Source organism: Roseibium algae, from assembly GCF_037783265.1.
Lineage (GTDB): Bacteria > Pseudomonadota > Alphaproteobacteria > Rhizobiales > Stappiaceae > Roseibium > Roseibium algae.
Genome location: NZ_JBAKIA010000004.1, coordinates 188,895 through 205,016 on the forward strand (window position 1 = coordinate 188,895; position 16,122 = coordinate 205,016).

The 16,122-nt window shown below is 54.3% G+C and carries 14 protein-coding genes; 6 read left to right on the forward strand and 8 right to left on the reverse strand.

Features of this window, described 5'->3' with window-relative positions; all coding sequences use genetic code 11:
* Nucleotides 1-61: 61 nt before the first annotated feature.
* Nucleotides 62-1,093 carry a phytanoyl-CoA dioxygenase family protein gene (locus V6575_RS07220; protein WP_340273563.1) on the forward strand — a complete coding sequence of 344 codons (1,032 nt, stop codon included), beginning with the start codon at nucleotides 62-64 and terminating at the stop codon, nucleotides 1,091-1,093.
* A gap of 69 nt (nucleotides 1,094-1,162) precedes the next feature.
* On the opposite strand, the gene V6575_RS07225 is transcribed toward V6575_RS07220, so the two are convergent.
* The 5 genes from V6575_RS07225 to V6575_RS07245 all read right to left on the reverse strand — a co-directional run bounded on the left by V6575_RS07225 (nucleotide 1,163) and on the right by V6575_RS07245 (nucleotide 6,703).
* On the reverse strand, nucleotides 1,163-1,750 hold the full coding sequence (locus tag V6575_RS07225; protein WP_340273564.1) for a DUF1131 family protein: 588 nt from the start codon (nucleotides 1,748-1,750) through the stop codon (nucleotides 1,163-1,165).
* Between the two features lie 173 nt (nucleotides 1,751-1,923).
* Nucleotides 1,924-2,505, reverse strand: coding sequence for an LOG family protein (locus tag V6575_RS07230; protein WP_340273565.1), 582 nt, complete (start codon nucleotides 2,503-2,505; stop codon nucleotides 1,924-1,926).
* A 144-nt stretch (nucleotides 2,506-2,649) separates the two neighbouring features.
* Complete coding sequence (locus V6575_RS07235; protein WP_340273566.1) at nucleotides 2,650-4,038, reverse strand: dipeptidase; 1,389 nt, start codon at nucleotides 4,036-4,038, stop codon at nucleotides 2,650-2,652.
* A 108-nt stretch (nucleotides 4,039-4,146) separates the two neighbouring features.
* Nucleotides 4,147-5,151 (reverse strand): cation efflux transmembrane domain-containing protein, encoded by a 1,005-nt coding sequence (locus V6575_RS07240; RefSeq protein WP_340273567.1) that lies wholly within the window; start codon nucleotides 5,149-5,151, stop codon nucleotides 4,147-4,149.
* A gap of 1 nt (nucleotide 5,152) precedes the next feature.
* On the reverse strand, nucleotides 5,153-6,703 hold the full coding sequence (locus tag V6575_RS07245) for a helicase HerA-like domain-containing protein (RefSeq protein WP_340273569.1): 1,551 nt from the start codon (nucleotides 6,701-6,703) through the stop codon (nucleotides 5,153-5,155).
* A 198-nt stretch (nucleotides 6,704-6,901) separates the two neighbouring features.
* On the opposite strand from V6575_RS07245, the gene V6575_RS07250 reads away from it, so the two are divergent.
* A complete protein-coding gene (locus V6575_RS07250) occupies nucleotides 6,902-7,291 on the forward strand; it encodes a DUF2780 domain-containing protein (protein WP_340273570.1) in 390 nt (129 codons plus the stop codon).
* 45 nt (nucleotides 7,292-7,336) lie between these two features.
* The gene (locus tag V6575_RS07255) at nucleotides 7,337-7,744 is read left to right on the forward strand and encodes a DUF4332 domain-containing protein (RefSeq protein ID WP_340273571.1); all 408 of its coding nucleotides are present in this window, start codon (nucleotides 7,337-7,339) and stop codon (nucleotides 7,742-7,744) included.
* Nucleotides 7,745-8,024: 280 nt separating this feature from the next.
* On the opposite strand, the gene V6575_RS07260 is transcribed toward V6575_RS07255, so the two are convergent.
* On the reverse strand, nucleotides 8,025-8,726 hold the full coding sequence (locus V6575_RS07260; protein WP_340273572.1) for a helix-turn-helix transcriptional regulator: 702 nt from the start codon (nucleotides 8,724-8,726) through the stop codon (nucleotides 8,025-8,027).
* Between the two features lie 526 nt (nucleotides 8,727-9,252).
* Between V6575_RS07260 and V6575_RS07265 the strand changes: the two genes are divergently transcribed.
* The gene (locus V6575_RS07265) at nucleotides 9,253-11,235 is read left to right on the forward strand and encodes a methylmalonyl-CoA mutase family protein (RefSeq protein WP_340273574.1); all 1,983 of its coding nucleotides are present in this window, start codon (nucleotides 9,253-9,255) and stop codon (nucleotides 11,233-11,235) included.
* Entirely contained in the window at nucleotides 11,232-13,397 is a 2,166-nt protein-coding gene (gene scpA, locus V6575_RS07270; protein WP_340273575.1) for a methylmalonyl-CoA mutase, read from the forward strand. Before V6575_RS07265 ends, scpA begins: the two co-directional genes overlap by 4 nt.
* Before the next feature lie 133 nt (nucleotides 13,398-13,530).
* Here the strand turns inward: scpA and V6575_RS07275 are convergent, their stop codons facing one another.
* Nucleotides 13,531-14,193, reverse strand: coding sequence for a haloacid dehalogenase type II (locus V6575_RS07275; RefSeq protein ID WP_340273576.1), 663 nt, complete (start codon nucleotides 14,191-14,193; stop codon nucleotides 13,531-13,533).
* 292 nt (nucleotides 14,194-14,485) lie between these two features.
* Nucleotides 14,486-14,914 carry a VOC family protein gene (locus V6575_RS07280; protein ID WP_340273577.1) on the reverse strand — a complete coding sequence of 143 codons (429 nt, stop codon included), beginning with the start codon at nucleotides 14,912-14,914 and terminating at the stop codon, nucleotides 14,486-14,488.
* Between the two features lie 348 nt (nucleotides 14,915-15,262).
* Between V6575_RS07280 and V6575_RS07285 the strand changes: the two genes are divergently transcribed.
* The gene (locus V6575_RS07285) at nucleotides 15,263-16,120 is read left to right on the forward strand and encodes a branched-chain amino acid aminotransferase (protein WP_340273578.1); all 858 of its coding nucleotides are present in this window, start codon (nucleotides 15,263-15,265) and stop codon (nucleotides 16,118-16,120) included.
* Nucleotides 16,121-16,122: the final 2 nt, after the last annotated feature.

The window sequence follows — 16,122 nt, forward strand, 5'->3', positions numbered from 1 at the left end:
GGAAACCAAATGGCCCGTGGTACGCTACGTTATATTATTGAGTGCGTTTAAGAGGAACCGTATGAGCGCCTTGTCTTATTTGAGTGCCCCCTTGTGGCTGTTGGGTGTTTTTGGTGCGGAAAAATCCCTGAGGAAAAACCCGATCCTTGGCAATGAGAACCTCAACCGCCGAGGGCTGCACAAAAAGCGGGTGCAGATCGCGGCAAACCTCGCAGCTCATCGGCGCAAGCGCCTTGCGCCAAGCCTGTCCGCAGAAGACAGAGAGTTCTTCGATGAAAACGGCTATTTCGTAACACGGAATTTCCTGTCAGATGAGCATTTTCAGGCTTTGAAGGCAGAAGTATTCGGCAAGCCTTTTGAAGCGCGGGAAATGCGTCAAGGCGATGCGGTGACCCGGATGACGCCCGTGCCGCCGAATGTTCTGGACGCAAATCCTGCTCTTGCCTCCGCCTTGCGAGACAAGCGCGCTTTGGCGCAGATCCGCTATGCTGCTTCACAAGGCGGTCAGCCAATCGGGTTTCTGCAGACCGTTGCTGTTGAACCCTCCGGGAAACGTGACCCTCAAACGGACGTTCACTCTGATACGTTTCATGCTACGTCTAAAGCGTGGTTGTTTCTTGAAGATGTTGCCGAAGAAGACGGACCGTTTTGCTTTGTGCCGGGATCTCACAAGCTGACTGATGAGCGGCTGGAATGGCAGCATCAATGTTCGCTGTCGGCTTCTCAGGATTCAAATTCCCATCACGCCAGCGGATCGTTCCGCATCGGGGCAGCTGATCTGCAGAGCCTTGGGCTTCCCCAGCCAAAGCGCATGGCTGTTCCCGCCAACACATTGATTGTGGCCGATACATTTGCGTTTCACGGCAGAACACCATCCGACAAGCCAACGGTTCGTTGTGAGCTGCATTGGCATATGCGGCGCAATCCGTTCCTGCCTTGGACCGGGCTTGATTTTAAATCCTTGCCGGGCGTTCGTGAGCGCGAACTGCAGTTGTTTATGGGCTATCTGGATGCCCGAAAGAAGTATCTAAACAAGGACTCCATCTGGAAGCCTGTCGGTGCAGTTCCAGTCAATTCCAAAGCGCATATCTAATTTTACGCTCTGGAACGATGATTTCGTTAAATCTGACCCGGAGGCCGTCGTGCTTCCGGCTCTGACCTTTTAACTATTGGGTGTCCAGATAATGCGTTGCAGGATTGAATCCTGAAGTTCTATGTCTGGCGGGAGCTGGTCGAAGGGTCCCTGGTATTGCGGAATGGCAAAGACCAGATCGACGTTTCGGGCATTTTTCGCGTGACAGATTGCCATTCCGCGCCAGAGGCCTTTACCGATCCGGCAGTTCATGCGGCCCAGACCAATCTCATGAAAGGCCATGCCGATGCGCTCACCGTTCGGACCTTGCAAGTGATGTGTTACACCATGGACAGCACGGACCTTGCCATTTTTTCCCTTGAACACCTGGAGAACTTGAAACCCGTCTGAATTGAAGGCAGCAATGGCCCATTCAGTCCGGTTTTCTTCCGCCGTTTGAATGCCCTCGGTCGTAAGTCCGGGAAGGGCTGCAGCAATGGACTTCTGGCCATACACCGTATCTGCCGTGATGCCGCCGACGCTGTCGTTGGTGATCTGAACCAGCGTTACAGTTGATGTCCGGGCACTTTGGAGTGGTCCATTGTAATCGACGGTTGGAGAACAGGCACCCACGGTAAGGGCAAGAAGGCAGAAAAAACCGGTAAGCGGCGAACGCATGAAACGGGAAACTCCAAGGAAAGGATTGCCACTTTGGGGAATGGCCTTGCCGCTCTTAGCATTGGTCAGAGCGGCGTGGGAAGGCAGGCTTTGGGCTTGTCGACAGGATGTTTAAACTGCCGTTTCGGCGCTTCAAGCTGTCAGCTTGAGACGTGGGCCAAATTAAGGGCAGCTCAGGTTTCTTCCTGTTTGATCCACTTTGGCGTCTTTGGTGGCTGATAGGATCTGAACTGCGCGAGTAGATCCGCAGGCGCTGCAGCTGACTGGATCATATTTCGCATCACAGGTTTCATAAAACCTTCTTCTGTCTGAAAATCGAGGAAGGTTAGAAGCTGGTCATAAAAGCCATTTGTGTTGAGGAAGCCGCAAGGCTTATTGTGTAGACCAAGCTGCCCCCATGTCCAGACTTCAAAGAGCTCTTCCATGGTTCCTGCTCCGCCGGGCAGGGTCAGGAAGGCATCGGACTTTTCTGCCATCAAGGCTTTGCGTTCATGCATTGAACTAACGATGTGCAATTCGGTCAGGCCATCGTGAGAGAGTTCTTTTTCCTGAAGCGAGGTTGGCAACACGCCAATCACACGACCACCCGCGCCGAGAGCGGCATCGGCCACGGTCCCCATCAAGCCGACCTTTGCTCCGCCATAAACCAGCGTCATGCCTTGCTCAGCGATGAGGCGCCCGGTCTCTTGTGCAGCCTCCGTGTAAGCAGAGTTGGATCCGGAACTGGAGCCGCAGAACACGCAAACGGATTTCATTTAAACCTCAATCTTTTCAATAAAACGGGTCTCACGGTGAAAGGTCTATTGCACAATGTTCACGGTGATGTGGCAAGGGCGTGGCAGTTGCTGACCAAATTCCAAGGAGAGGCGGGCCAAATGGTCTTGGCCCGCCCTTTATGGTCAGTCTTGTGACAATTCGTCGAGAACACGTGCCCAGGAGCGGATGCCCTTGTGGAAGCTCTTGAGATTGTATTTCTCATTCGGCGAATGGATAGCGTCGTCTTCAACACCAAAGCCGATCAGCATGGAATCCATGTCCAGCATGGACTTGAAGTCTCCGACAATCGGGATCGATCCGCCGCAGCCGATCAGGGCTGCCGTCTTGCCCCATTCGTCGGTCAGGGCTTTCTGACCCTTTGCCAGAGCGGGGCTGTCGAAATCAAGTCTCAGAGCCGGACTTCCGCCATGGGGCAGGAACTCGACGCTGCAGTCTGCAGGGAGCTTGGAGTGAACATAGGCGCGGAAAGCATCGCGAATTTTGTCGGGATCCTGGTCTCCGACCAGGCGGAAGGACACCTTGGCATAGGCTTCTGACGGGATTACGGTCTTGAATCCTGTGCCAATGTAACCACCCCACATACCGTTGACTTCGGCGGTTGGTCGGCTCCAGACTTGCTCCAACGCGGATCGTCCAGCCTCGCCGGCGGCAATCTCCAGATCAACGCCGCCAAGAAATTTGGCAACTTCAAAACCCAGTTCGTCCCAAAGCTTGGTAACTGTGTCCGGCAGTTCAATCACGCCGTCGTAAAACCCGTCCAGCGTGACTTTGCCTGTCTCATCATGAAGACCGGCAAGGATGTTTGCCAGTATATGGTTCGGGTTCCTCGCCGCGCCGCCATAAAAGCCGGAGTGCAGGTCCCTGTCGGCTGCCCTGATGGTGATTTGCTCGCCAACCAGCCCGCGCAGCATCACAGAGATCGCGGGCGTGTCCGCATCCCACATGCAGGTGTCACAGACAAGGGCCAGGTCGCAGGACAGCTCGTCCTTGTTGGCATTCAGAAACGGATGCAGGGAAGGAGAACCAGATTCTTCCTCGCCCTCGAACAGCACGGAAACATCGAGGGGCAGATCGCCTGTCTCTGCAATGAAAGCACGGGCTGCTTCCACAAAGGTCATCAACTGACCCTTGTCGTCGGCTGAACCACGGGCAACGATCACCTTGGTGCCGTCTTCGCGGGTGACGATCTTGGGCTCGAACGGATCAGCGTCCCAAAGGTCGAGAGGGTCGACCGGTTGAACATCATAGTGACCATAGAACAGCACATGTGGGCCGGACTTGCCGGATTTGCGATGGCCGACAACCATCGGGTGGCCTGATGTACTGCGCACAGTCGCATCGATGCCAATACTGGTTAGCTCCTTGGCCAACCATTCTGCAGCAAGGCGGCAATCAGGCGCGTATTGGGGATCGGTGGAGATGCTCTTGATCTTCAGCAGGTCAAACAGGCGCGAAAGGCTGTTTTCCAGATCGGCATCAATTCGTGTGAGGACCTTCTCGATGGTGGTCATCGGTCATCCTTAATTTGTATGAATGAGTTGAGAGCCTGAGGACTCGGCAAGAAAGCCCAATTGGGCATATTTGCAAGACAGGTGCAAATCGAAATCGGTTGCCCCTTGTCAGGGAAGGCCAGGTGGCAGTGATCTTGATCGAGCTGTTACAATGATTTCCGTCCGGGTCGGACCAATCGCCTTTTCCAGGGCAATTTTTACTGTGTTGTGAAAGGCGTCGATTTCAGTGGCTTCGACCGGTCTGGTCGGGTCGATATAGATTGCAGCAAAGTGAAATCTTCCTGCCCGTAGGACGGCGACCCGGCGAAAGACAAAGCCTTCAGCCCGAGCAGCGTTCCGGGCGGTTTTAGCGACCATGGAAACGGTGGATGCCGGTGCACTGACACCTGCCAGCTCGGCGAGGGTCTGCCTGAAGGAGGCAAGGGGCTGCCAGATAATGACGGCGATGAGGATCAACACAACAACCGCATCCCCGATCGGCATGAAGGGGGCTAGCGGTGTGTCCTTCAGAAGGGGCAAGCTTAATAGCGCTGCGCCAGCGCCCACACTGAGGACGCCATCCACCATGGCGGCTTTGCTTTCGGTCTTTAAAATGGCGCTTTGGCCACCAGATTTCGCATAGGCTCGGCGGTAATTGATGGCAAGCCCTGCACAGATCAGAACGATTACAACAGAATAGACCGCAATAGGGACAAAGTTCAGCGTTGGAACCTCGCCGCCGGTCGCAAACGTCAGGATCTTGGACATGCTGAGAATGGCTGCGAATCCCAGCACACCAACCAGGATCAAGCTGCGGAAGGTCACATAAAGAGTTTCGTCGAAATCCTGACCCCATGGCCGGGATCGTGTTGCGGGCAGTCCTACACGGCTGCCGATGCGGGCAGCCGCAATGGCAGACAGGAAGTTGACGCCAGAATAAAGCCCGTCGACGAGCATGGCATCCGAATGAGAGGCCCATGCTGCAATGATGCCAGCGCCAGCCATGGAGAGGTTTGCCCATTTGCCAACCCGAAGCGCATTGCGTTCGTGGTTGATAACAGGAGCATCCGAAGGACCTGTCGAGGTAAAACTTAATGGTTTTCCTGGTTCTTTGACTTCACTCTCGGCTTTCAAATCAAAATCCCCGTTTCAACGATCCGAGCAGTCCACGCACCAAAGCGCGGCCAAGGGATGACCCCAGGCTGCGGGCCGCTGACTTCATACCGGCTTCCAAAACGCTGTCCTTGTTGCTGCGCCGACGCGCAGAGGATTGCCTGCTTTTCTGTCTTGGCCGGTCATCTCGGCCAAAATCGGGGAGCTCGAAACCGGAGCGGGTACGCCGTGGCTCCCCATGCTTTTCAGCATGTAGGTCTTCTTGTCGCCGTTGTTTGTCTTCCTGCCGCTGCTGGTCCTGCGCGCGCTGTGCCAACATTTCGAAAGCAGAATGACGGTCCTTCAGGCGTTCGTATAGACCGAAAACGGCGCTGGACTGGATCAAGGAACGGCGCTCTGCCTGGGTGATCGGTCCCAAACGGGAGGAGGGCGGGCGAATAAGTGTTCGCTGAACAATGGACGGAATGCCCTTGCCTTCCAGGGTCGAGACCAGGGCCTCTCCGACGCCAAGTTCGGTAATCACCCGTTCCGTGTCGAGGTTCGGGTTCGGGCGGAAGGTCTCGGCTGCTGCGCGCACGGCCTTTTGGTCGCGCGGGGTAAAGGCACGCAGGGCATGTTGGACCCGATTGCCCAGTTGGGACAGGATGGTTTCAGGCACATCTGCCGGGTTCTGGGTGACGAAATAGACCCCGACGCCCTTAGAGCGGATCAGCCGAACAACTTGCTCAACCTTGTCGATCAGGGCCTTGGGTGCATCATCAAACAACAAATGCGCTTCGTCAAAGAAGAAGACGAGTTTGGGTTTCTCCGGGTCGCCTACTTCAGGTAGTTCCTCGAAGAGTTCCGACAGCAGCCATAGAAGGAAGACTGCGTAGAGCTTTGGCGATGACATCAGCTTGTCAGCGGCAAGGATGTTTATTACGCCCCGTCCGTCATGTGCCGTGCGCATGAAATCACGAATGTCGAGAGCCGGTTCGCCGAATAGATGGTCTCCGCCCTGACGTTCAAGCACCAGCAATCGGCGCTGGATTGCCCCGATGGACGATTTGGACACATTGCCATAAAGACGGGACAATTCAGATGCGCGGTCTGAAACATGGGCCAGCATGGCACGCAGATCTTTCAGGTCCAGCAGCAACAGACCTTCATCATCTGCCAATTCGAACAGGACGTTCAAGACGCCTTCCTGAGTGTCGTTGAGTTCCAGAAGACGCGCTAGCAACAATGGGCCGACTTCGGAAACTGTCGTTCGTATCGGGTGCCCCTGTTCGCCGTAAAGGTCCCAAAATGTGGTTGGAAACGCTTCATAAACATAGCGATCGGAAAAACCGATGTCAGCCGCGCGTTTTTCGAGGAAGTCTTTTTTTGCGCCCGCTGCTGCAATGCCGGACAGGTCGCCTTTGATGTCGGAGCAGAAGACAGGCACACCGGCTGCGGAAAAACCTTCCGCGAGAATTTGCAGTGAGACCGTCTTGCCGGTGCCCGTGGCACCTGTGATCAAGCCATGCCGGTTCGCGAGTTTGAGTAGCAGATGTTCGTCCTTGATGCTGCCGCCAATATATATGCTGTCCATTCTGTCGTCGTCCCCGATCTCCGGTCCCATTCTCTGGTGCCATTCCTCGGCCGAAGCCTTTCAGGCAAAGTACTGCGGTGCAAAAGCTTCCCATAACGTAAAGTCACCGTCGACGCAGGCCCATGACACAGTGTATAGCCTCTGTAATGGGATTTGGACGAGTGTTTCTGCCTGATCCGCAGCTATTTGGAGACAAAAATGGACGAACTCATCAATCGTATCGCTACTGCCGCAGGAATTGAACAGGATGTTGCACGTGAGGCCATCGCAATCATCCTGAAATTTCTGAAGAAGGATGGACCGGATGAGCAAATGCAGAAGGTTCTGAGTGCGCTTCCAGGCGCAGAAGAGCTGATTGCCGAAAAGGAAGCTGCAAGCGGCGGCGGCGGTCTTCTTGGCGGACTTTCCGGTATGATGCCGGGCATGGGGGCCATGGGCGCCTTGAATGAACTGACGTCTGCTGGTCTTGGAATGGACGAGGTTCAAACAGTGGTGCGTCAGCTGGTGAGCTTTGCCAAGGAAAAAGCAGGGGATGACGTTGTTGATGAAGTGATTTCGCAGATCCCGGGATTGAGCCAGATCGTTTAATTGTCGCTAATGTAGTTGGAGTTCAACTAGGGAGTAACTTGGGATATGTCGTATTCGATCTCTGAAATTGAAGGTATTGGCCCAGTCTATAGTGAAAAGCTGGGAGCTGTTGGCATCAAGACAACAGAAGCTTATCTGGAGCGGGCAAAAGACCCCAAGGGTCGCAAGGCTCTTGCTGAGGAAACCGGCATCGAATCCGGTCATATTCTCAAGTGGGCGAATATGGCTGACTTGATGCGTATCAGCGGCGTTGGGGAAGAGTATTCGGAGCTTCTCGAAGCGGCTGGCGTTGATACGGTGAAAGAACTCAAGCATCGCAAGCCGGAAAATCTGGCCGCGAAAATGGCCGAAGTGAACGAAGCAAAAAAGCTTGTTCGTCAGGTTCCGGGAGAAGCCCAAGTGATCAAGTGGGTCGATCAGGCCAAAGAACTTCCTGCAGTGATGTCTTACTGAGTTTAAGTTCTGTGGATGGTTATTTGATGAAGAAGGCGCGGCATGAATGCTGTGCCTTTTTTTGATGGTCTCCCGATAATAATCGTCGGGGGCAAGCAATTAAAAACCATCAATCGCATAGAAATTGCGGTTGTGGTCACGTTTTTCGAAATCATGGAAATGAGATAAGATCGTTTACGCCGGCGTTTGTCGTCGGCGCTTGTATGTTCCCCCCAAGGCTGAACGTTGTTTTGTCAGCCTGGCACTTAACCGTGCAGGTTACCGTGCAATATTGTCTCGTTTAAACCCGGATCTGTCCGTAGCGAAGGGCTTCGACAACCGTATGGGTTTTATTGGAGGCATTCAGTTTTACACTGGCATTTTGCAGGTGTGCATGAACTGTACGCTGAGAAATCTCCAGAACGTCTGCGATTTGACCAGCTGTTTTACCGAATGCAGTCAGTTCCAGAACGCGACGTTCGCGGGTGGAAAGCGCACCTGGTCGCTGACCGGACACAACGCCAAGATCCCGAAGGCGGGCAAAGGCTGCTGCGGACAAGAGTTCCAGAGCGTTCAGTTCCCATTTCGTTGCCTGGATCGAAGGACCAGCCGCGAAGACGAATGCCTGGAACGGATGCAATTCAGTCACCGGCACGATGATCATCTCGCTGCCTTCACCAGCAGCAGCAAGCAGGTCTGAATGCTCCATGTCACCAGCGGAAACGGTCCAGATCTTGGCGCGGTTTGAATCAAGTCCCAACATAAGGGCGCCGTCATTGGCGGAGAGAGAAGCGCTTTCGATGCCATCGTTGCGCTGATCAGGCCAGCGGAAGCGATGAACAAGGCTGTCGATCGGCCGGTTCGGCATTGGGAGACCGGTTACCAGAACATGCGTTGCACCCATACGACGCAGATTGGATTCAAGGATATCCAAAACGTGATGGGCGGCATTTGCCTCAGATATGGCGCGGATTTTGTTTTTTAGCTCGATTTGATCGTTCATTGTGCACATCCATTTTTTGCAATCTTTGATTGCTTTATGAGCGTTCTGTCGCATGTCACTTTTTGTGACTTTTGAACAACAGTCAGCAGATGGGGTTTATTTACTTAGTTATTCTTGATAATACTCCTCAAGTTACAGTGCCGTTTTAAGTTTTTCTGGTGCTTAGGGGTGTTACTTTCCCATACGGCAATGTGTATAAGTTACATTAGAAATATCGGAAGGGCCATCACATTCCTGCCTCAAAGTTGGCCTGTCGCGCCAGATTTTTGTCCAATTGTTTCTGCTTTAATTCCATTGGCATAATTTTCGGCAGCTTCGATGTACTTCATGAGGCTTTGTTTATGTTGGTTGCCTGTTTTGAAGGCATCTTGGGGCGGAGGTCGGAGCGGGGAGCTCGAAGAGTGAACAAGCCAATGAGGCTTTCCTTGCGATTCGGCTAAAAAATGGGCTTTTCAGCGCCTGGGACAATGTGCTGAGTTGCTTTGGCTTCCCGGCAGGGATTAAAAGGCTGCATCGGGAGATTGTTATGTCGCTGAATGTACCGCAGATTTTTTTGGGAGAGACCGAGCAATCTTGGCTCGCGGCGGCTGAAAAAGCCTTAAAAGGAGCTCCGCTGAGCCGTTTGAATGGTCAGACGGAGGATGGCTTCGAATTCTCCCCTCTGTTTGCGCGGCGCATCGATGCGATGCCGCGCAGCGCACGGGAGGCCCAAAAGCCCTGGACTGTTTTTCAGCGCATCGACATCCCGGATCCGGTAGAGGCCAATCGTCAGATTCATGACGATCTTGAGGGCGGAGCCGATGGTCTGGAGCTTGTGTTTCCGACTGCACTGCTGACCGCAGATGGGTATGGGCTTCAGGTAGAGTGCATTTCTGACCTCGAAAAGGTCCTTGACGGTGTCTTCCTGGACCTCGTTAAAATTCGGATCGGAGCAGGATACGGCGCGCCTGCTTACCTGGCCATGTTGATGGCGTATCTGGAAAAGAGATCCATCGATCCATCGCTTGTTCAGGTGAACCTGGGCGCCGACCCAATTGGAAGACTTGCGCGACGGGGCAAGTCGAACTTGCCGATTGAAGAGCAATGGCGCCGCAATCTGGATGGGATTTTCGCCATCGAGCGTGCTGGAGCAAACACTTGCTTCTACTCAGCAGATGGCAGGATCTGGCATGACGGCGGCGCCAGCCAGGCTGAGGAACTTGCCTGCACGATGGCGTCTTTGCTTGCCTATCTGCGTGTAATGGATGGACATTCTGTTCCAGCTGAGAGCTGGCAGAAACATGTTTCACTGACGCTGGTCGCTGAAGCAGACCAAATTGGCACAATTGCAAAGGCGCGGGCCGCACGGCGCATTTGGGCCTCGATACTGGATGCCTGTGGTCTGGAGCAGAAGCCATTACAGCTTCACATGCAGACATCCTATCGGATGTTGAGCAAGGTCGACCCTTGGGTGAACCTGTTGCGCAACACAGTTGCGACCTTTGCTGCAGGCGTTGGCGGGGCCGACAGTGTGTCGGTTTTGCCATTTACTCGGACACTTGGTCTTCCCGACGCCTTTGCTCGGCGTCTTGCGCGTAATACGCAATCCATCCTGTTGGAGGAAAGCCAACTTCACATGGTTGCCGATCCGGCAGCCGGTTCTGGCGCGATAGAAGCACATACGGATGCTCTTGTGGCCAGTACCTGGGCACTCTTGCAAGAGATTGACGCTGGCGGTGGCATGATCAGATCTTTGCAGGAGGGATGGATTCAGGGGCGGCTTTCCAAGACACAGTCCCGTAGAAACGATGAAGTGGCGCACCGCAAGCGACCGATTACAGGGGCTAGTGAGTTCCCGGATCTGGCTGAAAAGCCCGTTGCCGTTCTGGAAGTCACCCCCGCACCCGTCGAGGAAATGCTGGACCCTATTGCCCTTTGCGAACCGGGTGCCGGTGAGCGTTTCGAGATGGCCTGCCATGCGTTTTCAAGGGGCGTTGAAATGGCCAGGGCACTGCCTTTGGCGATGTCTTCCAGGAGCGCCATGAATGTGGCACCGCTGCATTCTTCACGGATTTCTGAGCCATTTGAGGTTCTCAGAGAACTCGCTGATACGCAGGCTGGCGGCGCACCAAATGTGTTCCTGGCGTGCCTTGGGCCACTGTCACACTTTACGGCACGCGCGACGTGGGTTGCCAATGCATTCGCCGCAGGTGGGGTCAACTGCCTCGGCGGTGTAGTTTATGACAGCTTTGAGGATATGCTGGAAGCTTTCAAAGTGTCTGGATCCAGCATTGCCTGTCTTGTCTCTTCGGACAAGGTTTATGCAGATCAGGCGGAGGCGGCTGCCAGGTCCCTCAAGGCAGCAGGTGCCGAGTATCTCTATCTGGCAGGCAAACCAGGTGATGAACAGGTGGCTTACAAGGCTGCAGGAGTGGATACCTTTATCTTTGCTGGTTGCAATCTTCTCGGTCTCCTTCAAGCGGCTCACGCCCGCTTTGGAATAGCCGATGATCTGGAGGATTTATCATGACCTCAATTCCTGATTTCTCCAAGGTCCCTTATAAAGATGTGTTGGACCCGGCAGAAGCCAAGGGAGCTCCTGTCTGGAATACACCAGAAGATATTGACGTGTCCGGCGTTTATACGTCAGCTGATACGGCAGATTTGAACCATCTGGATACGGTGCCAGGCCTGGCGCCTTACATGCGCGGGCCTTATCCGACCATGTATGTGCAGCAGCCTTGGACCGTGCGCCAATACGCGGGCTTTTCTACCGCAGAAGCTTCCAATGCGTTTTATCGGCGCAATCTGGCCGCAGGGCAGAAGGGGCTTTCTGTCGCGTTCGATCTGGCGACCCATCGAGGCTACGATAGTGATCATCCGCGTGTTGCCGGGGATGTCGGCATGGCTGGCGTGGCCATCGACAGCATTTATGACATGCGCACGCTGTTCTCCGGCATTCCGCTGGATAAAATGAGCGTCTCCATGACGATGAACGGTGCGGTTTTACCGGTTCTCGCTCTTTATATAGTTGCAGCGGAAGAGCAGGGCGTTACTCAGGCGGATCTGTCGGGCACAATTCAGAATGATATTCTGAAGGAATTTATGGTCCGCAACACCTATATCTATCCGCCAGCGCCTTCGATGCGGATCATTTCCGACATCTTTGCCTATACCTCTCAGAACATGCCGCGGTTCAATTCGATTTCGATTTCCGGCTATCACATGCAGGAAGCCGGAGCGACGGCGGATCTGGAGCTGGCATATACGATTGCTGATGGCATCGAATATGCCCGAGCTGGTGTTGATGCTGGAATGGACATCGACAAGTTTGCGCCACGCCTGTCGTTCTTCTGGGCCATCGGCATGAACTTCTTCATGGAAGTGGCAAAGCTCCGGGCGGCCCGCCTGATCTGGGCTACTTTGATGCAGGAAAACTTCGAACCGAAAAATCCGAAGTCCCTGTCTCTGCGGACCCATTGTCAGACATCCGGATGGTCGCTGACTGCGCAGGATGTGTTCAACAACGTGGTGAGGACATGCATCGAGGCGATGGCCGCTACGCAAGGTCACACTCAATCTTTGCATACCAATGCGCTGGATGAGGCGTTGGCCCTGCCGACTGACTTCTCTGCCCGGATTGCCCGCAACACCCAGCTGTTCCTGCAGCAGGAAAGCGGGACAACCTCGGTGATCGACCCCTGGGGCGGGTCTTTCTACGTCGAGAAGCTGACCAATGATCTGGCTGAAAAGGCCATGTCCCATATTCGTGAAATCGAAGAGTTGGGCGGCATGGCCAAGGCCATTGAGAAGGGCATTCCAAAACTTCGCATTGAAGAAGCCGCAGCAAAGACACAGGCGCGCATCGACAGTGGCGCGCAGACTGTGGTGGGCGTCAACAAGTACAAGCCGGACAGCGAACAGACGATCGACGTTCTGAAGGTTGATAATGCAGATGTGCGTTCTCAGCAGCTTGCCAAGCTGGAGCGCCTTCGCGCCGAGCGCAATGAGGCAGAGACACAGGCCGCGCTGGATGCCCTGACACAGGGCGCTGAGACGGGAGAAGGAAATCTGCTGGATCTTTGCGTCAAGGCGGCGCGGGCCAAGGCAACCGTCGGCGAAATCAGCCTGGCCATGGAAAAGGTCTTCGGGCGTCACAAAGCCGAGATCAAGTCGATATCGGGCGTTTACAAGCGGGAGGCCGGGGCCATGTCCAAGACCATCGATAAGGTTCTGGGGCTGGTCGAGACCTTTGACAAGAACGACGGTCGCCGTCCCCGCATACTGGTGGCCAAGATGGGGCAGGATGGCCATGATCGCGGCCAGAAGGTGATTGCATCTGCCTTTGCCGACCTCGGATTTGATGTTGACATTGGCCCGCTGTTCCAGACACCGGAAGAAGCGGCCCGTCAGGCCGTAGAAAACGACGTTCACGTTGTTGGAGTGTCTTCGCTGGCAGCTGGCCATCTGACGCTGGTGCCTGCGCTTAAAAAGGCGCTGACGGACGAGGGCCGGGGCGACATCATGATCGTTGTCGGCGGCGTTGTTCCACCTCAGGATTATGATGAACTCTACGCCTCTGGCGCTGCAGCCATTTTTCCACCGGGCACAGTCATCGCCGAGGCTGCCATTGACCTTATCGCCAAGCTGAACAAGGCGCTGGGCTATGAACCGGCTAGGGCGGCAGAGTAATCCAACTTCAATATGTGAAAAAGAAGGGACGTGTTCCCGGCCTTTTCACAAGAGATGTTTGATGCAGTTCAGTAAATACTCGTTGGTGCAAAGCGTTTCCTGAAGCAAACTGACAGGAAAGATTGTTCAGTCATCAGCCTAGCGTCTTCAGGCCGGTCAGATCGTTCAGGACCGCGCTGGGGGCGAGATCCGGATACTCGTCCGGCTGGGCTGTCCGGTTCATCCAGACCGTGCGGAAACCGGTGGCGGTTGCCCCTGCAATATCCCATCGATTGGATGACTGGAACGAAATTGCTTCCGGATAGATGCGGAAGTGGGTCGTCACCATGTCGTAGACACGCGGATCTGTCTTGTAAGTCTTTAGCGCGTCGACGGAAAAGACCTCATCAACAAGGTCGGCCAGTCCGGCAGCTTTCACAGCAGCGTCCAGCATCGCAGGCGAGCCATTGGACAAGATAGCAACCTTCGCGCCAGTTGCCTTCAAATCGGTCAAAACCTGTGGCACTTCCGGATAACAGTCGAGCGTCCAATAGGCGTTCAGAAGATCTTTGCGCAGGGATTGGTCAGCGGAAGGGTACAGCGCATAGGCGGTGTCCAAAGCCTGCTCGGTCAGGGACCAGAAGTCCTGATAACGGCCCATAAGGGCCCGTACCCATGAGTATTCCAGCTGCTTCTGTCGCCAAACCAGAGAAAATGCCGTTGCATCCGGGCCCAGTTTCTCCGCGTGTTTGCGAACCGCTGCGTGCACATCAAACAAGGTGCCATAAGCATCGAACACAAAGGCGGCGTAAGCCATGGAAAAACTCCGGTTTTGAGAAAATCACAATGCACAGATGCTCTTCCATCATGAAGAGCAAAGCAAACTGACCGCTTTCATTTAAACGGATCCGTATCATGAAAGCAGAGGATGCCCAGATGACAGCGCCTAGGTACAAACGTCAAGTTTTATTGCAATGCACAATAGTCTAATAGGCGGCATGGTGAATGCTCAGCAACAGCAGGGGGCATGTTCGATCTTAAATGAAGTCGGCCTGGTCCTGGAATTGCAGTTTCAGCGTCAGTGGATCCAAATTTATGTGTCGGAACGCTCATGTCTCTAATGTAATCGATCCGTCATGAGCAATTGGCCAGAAGGGATTGAAAGCCAGTTCCAGCAAATGGCCACCGGGAATTTCTACATAGCCAGAATATCCCCCCCAGAAGACTTTGACTGGTGTTTTCACCTGTTTGGCTCCAGCTGCAAGCGCTTGTTCAAAAGCGGCATCGACCTCCGCCTCAGTGCGGCCATTCCAGGATATTGTCACTCCTCCGGTGGTCCGCTCCGCCACGTCTTGGCCAAGTTCCTTTATGAGTGCTGTGCGGCTGTAGAGCGCAAGCACATTGCTGCCGGTCTGGTAAAAGGCGATGTCTTTTTCAGGCGCTTTGGCGCGGGTCCAGCCGAGGCCCTCTTCAAAGAAATGACGGGCATTGGCCACATCGGGCACGCTGAGAGTGATCATGCTGAGGCGTTGTTCCATTTTGTCTCTCTTTGATGGCGGCGTTGCTGCTTTCAGATCCAATCAGTGATGATTAACCCTAACATACAAGACACTTGAGAACAAAAATAGAACTTCGAGCTTGAACGCCGGTCTTTCGCGGCAGCCATACCAGTCGGCACATATACGCAATTGGGCTCTTAAAATGACTGAGGTAGAGCGTTGTGAGTATTTTCCTGAGAAAATCGATAATGCCGGAAATTTTGCGTATAGAGCAAATTTCAGGAATATACCTCTCAATTTGGGCTGGATGAAGACTGGATGTTGACGGTGAGATCGGTTAGGCGTTTTCTCCTCACAAGAAATCATGAAAAAGGGACTTAGAAGGCAATGAGCGGCTGGAGCGAGACGTGGACCTGGATTGACGGGACGTGGCACGAGGGAAATCCTCCGATGATGGGGCCGCGCTCCCATGCAGCATGGCTCGGCTCAAGTGTGTTCGACGGGGCCCGCTTTTTCGAGGGAACCACGCCTGACCTTGATCTGCATTGTGAACGCGTGAACGCTTCTGCCGTGGCGCTTGGGTTGAAGCCGACCATGCAGGCTGGACAGATAATTGATCTGTCAAAGGAAGGCGTTACGAAGTTTTCCGCCGACAAACAGCTTTATATCAAGCCGATGTACTGGTCTGAGAGCGATGGTCCTGGCGTGATTGCTGCTGATCCGGACAGCACACGATTTTGCCTGTGCCTGTTTGACGCGCCTATGGCTGGCAAGGAAGCTGCCAACAGCATTACGCTCTCTGCTTTCCGTCGCCCGACCATGGAGTGCATGCCGGTCAACGCCAAGGCTGGCTGTCTTTATCCCAATAATGCCCGCGCCATGCTGGAAGCCAAGTCGCGCGGCTTCGACAATGCAGTGGTCTGCGACATGCTCGGTAATGTCGCCGAATTGACGTCCGCCAATGTCTTCCTTGCCAAGGATGGTGAGGTCCACACGCCGGTTCCAAACGGCACATTCTTGAACGGCATTACCCGTCAGCGCATCATTCAGCTGCTGCGAAGCGCTGGCTACAAGGTTCATGAGCGGACTTTGTCGTTTGGCGAATTCCTTGAGGCGGACGAGATTTTCTCGACAGGCAATTACAGCAAGGTTGCTCCGGTAAACCGCATCGAAACCCGGTCCATTGAGCCTGGCCCAATTGCAGCCAAAGCGCGTGAACTTTATTGGGAATTCGCTCACGCTTGATC